The sequence below is a fragment of the Stenotrophomonas sp. HMWF003 genome (assembly GCF_003061285.1).
In the GTDB taxonomy this organism is placed as follows: domain Bacteria; phylum Pseudomonadota; class Gammaproteobacteria; order Xanthomonadales; family Xanthomonadaceae; genus Stenotrophomonas; species Stenotrophomonas maltophilia_AP.
Genome location: NZ_QAIW01000250.1, coordinates 1 through 3,979, shown reverse-complemented (window position 1 = coordinate 3,979; position 3,979 = coordinate 1). Strand labels below are relative to the sequence as shown.

At 70.4% G+C, this 3,979-nt stretch carries 4 protein-coding genes; 3 read left to right on the top strand and 1 reads right to left on the bottom strand.

Annotated elements, in window-relative coordinates; translation table 11 throughout:
* A partial coding sequence (locus tag DBR34_RS22650) for an alpha/beta hydrolase (protein ID WP_258223811.1) occupies positions 1 to 153 on the bottom strand: 153 nt, incomplete at its 3' end.
* 246 nt (positions 154 to 399) lie between these two features.
* Between DBR34_RS22650 and DBR34_RS10455 the strand changes: the two genes are divergently transcribed.
* The 3 genes from DBR34_RS10455 (at position 400) to DBR34_RS10445 (ending at position 3,809) form a co-directional block, all read left to right on the top strand.
* Complete coding sequence (locus DBR34_RS10455) at positions 400 to 1,326, top strand: GAF domain-containing protein (protein WP_128096746.1); 927 nt, start codon at positions 400 to 402, stop codon at positions 1,324 to 1,326.
* A 537-nt stretch (positions 1,327 to 1,863) separates the two neighbouring features.
* Positions 1,864 to 2,259: a BlaI/MecI/CopY family transcriptional regulator gene (locus tag DBR34_RS10450; RefSeq protein ID WP_128096745.1), complete on the top strand. Its 396-nt coding sequence runs from the start codon at positions 1,864 to 1,866 to the stop codon at positions 2,257 to 2,259.
* Positions 2,256 to 3,809 (top strand): M56 family metallopeptidase, encoded by a 1,554-nt coding sequence (locus DBR34_RS10445; protein ID WP_128096744.1) that lies wholly within the window; start codon positions 2,256 to 2,258, stop codon positions 3,807 to 3,809. The genes DBR34_RS10450 and DBR34_RS10445 overlap by 4 nt, the downstream gene beginning before the upstream one ends.
* The last annotated feature ends 170 nt before the right edge of the window (positions 3,810 to 3,979 follow it).

The window sequence follows — 3,979 nt, the reverse complement described above, 5'->3', positions numbered from 1 at the left end:
GTCGTAGGCCACCACGCGGTAGCCGGCCTCTTTGAGCACCGGCACCTGCGCCTTCCAGGAGTCGGCCGACAGCGGCCAGCCGTGGATCAGCACCACCGGGCGGCCGGTACCGCCGGTGTCTTCAACATGCAGGCGAACGCGGGAAGCAGTCATGGAAACTCCGAGTGTGGGCGGAAAGAGAGTGGCCGATGCTAGGCAGGCGGCACGGCGAGGCCTGTGAAAAATTCCGCCGCGCCTTCTACGCCGCGTGCACAGCGGTGCGCATGGCCCCGTTGTGGCGCGGCGCGCAGAGGATGAATCGCGCATCAACCGCAGCGCGCGCCATCCACCCCGGGTTAACCCTTCCACGCACCGGCGTGCCCTACGCTTGACCCCTCGACGACGCCATCAGGACACTGCATGACCCCACCCTCTGCTGCGCCCGCCACCGAAGCCGACCGCCAACGCGCCCTGGACGCCCTGCATATCGTGGGCAGCCTGCCCGAGCAGGCCTACGATGACATCGTGAAGGTAGCGGCCGCCGTGTGCGGCACGCCGATGGCGCTGGTCACCCTGATTGATCGTGACCGCCAGTGGTTCAAGGCCCGCACCGGGCTGGACGGCATGCAGACCGAGCGCAACGTGGCCGTATGCGACCACGCCATTCGCCAGCCCGACCAGTTGATGGAAATCGGCGACCTGGCCCAGGACGCGCGCTTCGCCGACAACCCGGTGCTCAACGACATCGGCGCACGTTTCTACGCCGGCATGCCCCTGGTCACCGAACAGGGGGCGGCCGTGGGCAGCGTGTGCGTGGTGGACGTTACCCCGCGCGAACTCAATGCCGTGCAGCGCGATGCGTTGCAGGCCCTGGCCCGGCTGACCATGACCCTGATGGAAAGCCGCAGCCGCGAACGCGACCAGCAGGTGGCCGCCATCCTCGACCATGCCGTGCCAGCAGAGGACGCGTCGCCCGACCCGGCCAGCGCCTACACCGTGATGATCCTGGAACTACAGGACCTGGCCGCACTGGCACAGCAGTTGGGCGAGCGCACGCTGGACCGCCACCTGCAGCAGCTGGACGTCGCGCTGGAGCAGTGCCTGCAGCTGGACCGCGGCGACAGCCTCAACCGGGTCACCGGCAGCGGCGAGTTCATCGCGGTGCTGGGCAGCGCACATGCCCCGGACACCGTGGCCGCGTTTGAGGCGGTCGCGGATGACACCCTGCAACGACTCGGCACGCCGTTGCTGCTGGGCGCGGCGTCCACCGATCGTGGCGAATCCACCACCGCCGTGTTCCTGCGCGCGGACCAGGCGCTGAGCGCCGCCAAGCAGCGGGGCCACTGACCTTCCACCGTGGCGGGCCTGTGCAGCGGTGGCGTGGCTGTCTCAATCCATGAGACAGCCACGCCGCATGCTGCATCACGCACCACCCCACGGAGACCGGGACAGATGGACCTTCGCCCGCTTTATCCCCGCGCCACCGCCCCTGCCGTGCTGGCCCTGCCGCGCGTTGCCTGCGGTGGCCTGGCCCGCACGTTGCTGCTGCACGGCGTGGGCGCACACCCCGCCTCGCGCGCCGCGCTGCGCAAGGCACTGCGCAGTACCGCGCAAGCCGGGGCATGCCAGTGCTGCCCCGCCACTCCGCGTTCGCACCCGTGCACCGCTTCTCCGGTCGCCCGCAGCGCGGCGTGCGCGAGCAAGGCGGCGTCCGTAGCGAGCGCCTGAGCGCACGCGTTTCACCCGGGCCCAGCAGACCCACATCCCTGCGCCACTGCTCCTCGCATTTGACGTATGGCGCACCCCATTACTAATTACATAGTTGACATGCCGAGCGCGGCGGGCGCACGATCCGATCATCAACTAACAAACCAGTAGACCGTCATGGCCCGCCCCAGTTCGCCCACCCTGACCGACTCCGAGCGCCGCATCCTCGAAGTGCTGTGGAAGACCAAGGAAGCCTCGGTGCGCGAGGTAACCGACGCGCTGTCGAAGAAGAAGCCAGTGGCCTACACCACCGTGCTGACCATGTTCAAAGTGCTGGAAAAAAAGGGCCTGGTGACCTACCGCAGCGAAGGCCGCGCGTTTATCTACAGCGCCGCCATCAGCCGTAGCGAAGCCCGCCGCCAGGCACTGGAAAACCTGCTGAAGTCGTTCTTCAACGACTCGCCCAGCGTGCTGGCCCAGCACCTTATCGACGAACACGACATGGACGCCGACGAACTGGCCGCCCTGCAGAAGCGTGTTGACGATGCAGCCACCCCGGGGAAATCGTCATGAGCGCATCCGCCGCCCACACCCTGTTGACCGTGGCCGTGCAGCACCTGTGGCATGCCGCGCTGCTGCTGACGCTGGTACTGCTGGTGATGCAGCGCGCGCGGCTCAGCGCCGAGGTACGTTCCTGGGTGCTGTGCGGTGCGTTCGCGCTGGCCGCGGTGTCGCCGTTGCTGGTGCTGCTGCCGCGCGAAGTGGTCACCGTCACCGAGGCCGGGATGTCCCTGCCCGCCGCAGCACGCTCGACCGCACTGCCGGCCGCCGATGTGCCAGCCGCACCCGCGTCACCCACTACCTCACCGGCCGCCTACGTACCCAACGCGCTGCAGGCGTTGGCGATGGTCTGGCTGCTGGGCACGCTGTGGGGGCTGCTGCGCCTGGCGCAGGGCATCTGGCAGGCCCGCCGGCTGCACCGTGCCGCGCGTCCTGCCCCCGCACTGGACGCCCTGCTCGGCCCGGCGCTGCCGCGCGGCAGCGGCGTTGCACTGTCCGATGCAGTGGCCGGCCCGATGGTGGTGGGTCTGTTCGCACCCCGCATCCTGGTGCCACCGCACCTGGCCAGCACCTTGTCGCCCCCGGCCCTGCGCGACCTGTTGCTGCATGAAGCCGCGCACGTGCAGCGCCGTGATCTCTGGGTAACCGCCCTGCAGCGCACCGTGCTGGCGGTGTACTGGTGGAGCCCGTGCCTGCGCATGCTGGGCAACCGGCTGGAACTGGCCCGCGAAATGGCCTGCGATGCCCGCGCCGCACACCGCTCCAGCAGTGGCCGCGACTACGCCGATTCACTGCTGCGCGGTATCGCCGGCATGGTCCAGCACCGCCCGCAGGGCGCTGCCCTGGCGGTGGGCATGTCGGGCAGTCGCAGTGGGCTGACGCAACGCGTGGATGGCTTGCTGCACCTGCAGGCCGGGCAGGTGGGCTGGCGCAACCGGTTGCGGTGGAGCGCCCTGTGCCTGGCCGCGCTGGCCACCCACGTGGGCGTTACCGTCGCGGCCACCCCGCGACTGGGGGCGCCGATCGTGGTGGCGCCTGACAGCGCCCCCGCCACACGCACCGCGTCGGCACAGGCCGAGCGCCTGCTCGACGCCGCCGCAGACGGCGACCTCGCCCAGGTGCGGCAGCTGGTGCAGGCCGGCGTCGCGGTGGATACCCAACGTCCCGGTGACGGCACCGCGCTCATCGCCGCCGCGCGCCACGGGCACCTGGCCACGGTAGATGCGCTGCTCGCCCTCGGCGCCACGCCGGACCTTGCCTCGCGTGGCGATGGCAACCCGCTCATTGCCGCCGCGCGCCGTGGCCACCTGCCGGTGGTGGAACGGCTGGTAGGCGCCGGTGCCGACGTCAACCGCATCGTCGCCTACGACGAAACCCCGCTCATCAATGCCGCCCGCTCCGGCGACGTGGACACCGTGGCCTATCTGGTCGCCCACGGTGCCGACGTCAACCTGGGCGTGGTGGCCGACGCCGGGCAGTGGCGCTCGCCGCTGAACCAGGCGCGCAACAGCCGCGTGCGCGACTACCTGATCCAGCACGGCGCCGTCGCCGGCCGCCGCTGACCCCACGCGCGCGCCGCGCGTAACCCGCCCCTGCAACACACGCCCACGTGGTGGCCGCCCGGCCATCACCGGCCGGCTGCGGCCTGCAGTTGGCACCGCCGCACCTCCAGCTTCCCGCCCGCACACCGCACCCCGAGGTCCCGCATGGTTTCGATCCGTCGCACTTCCCT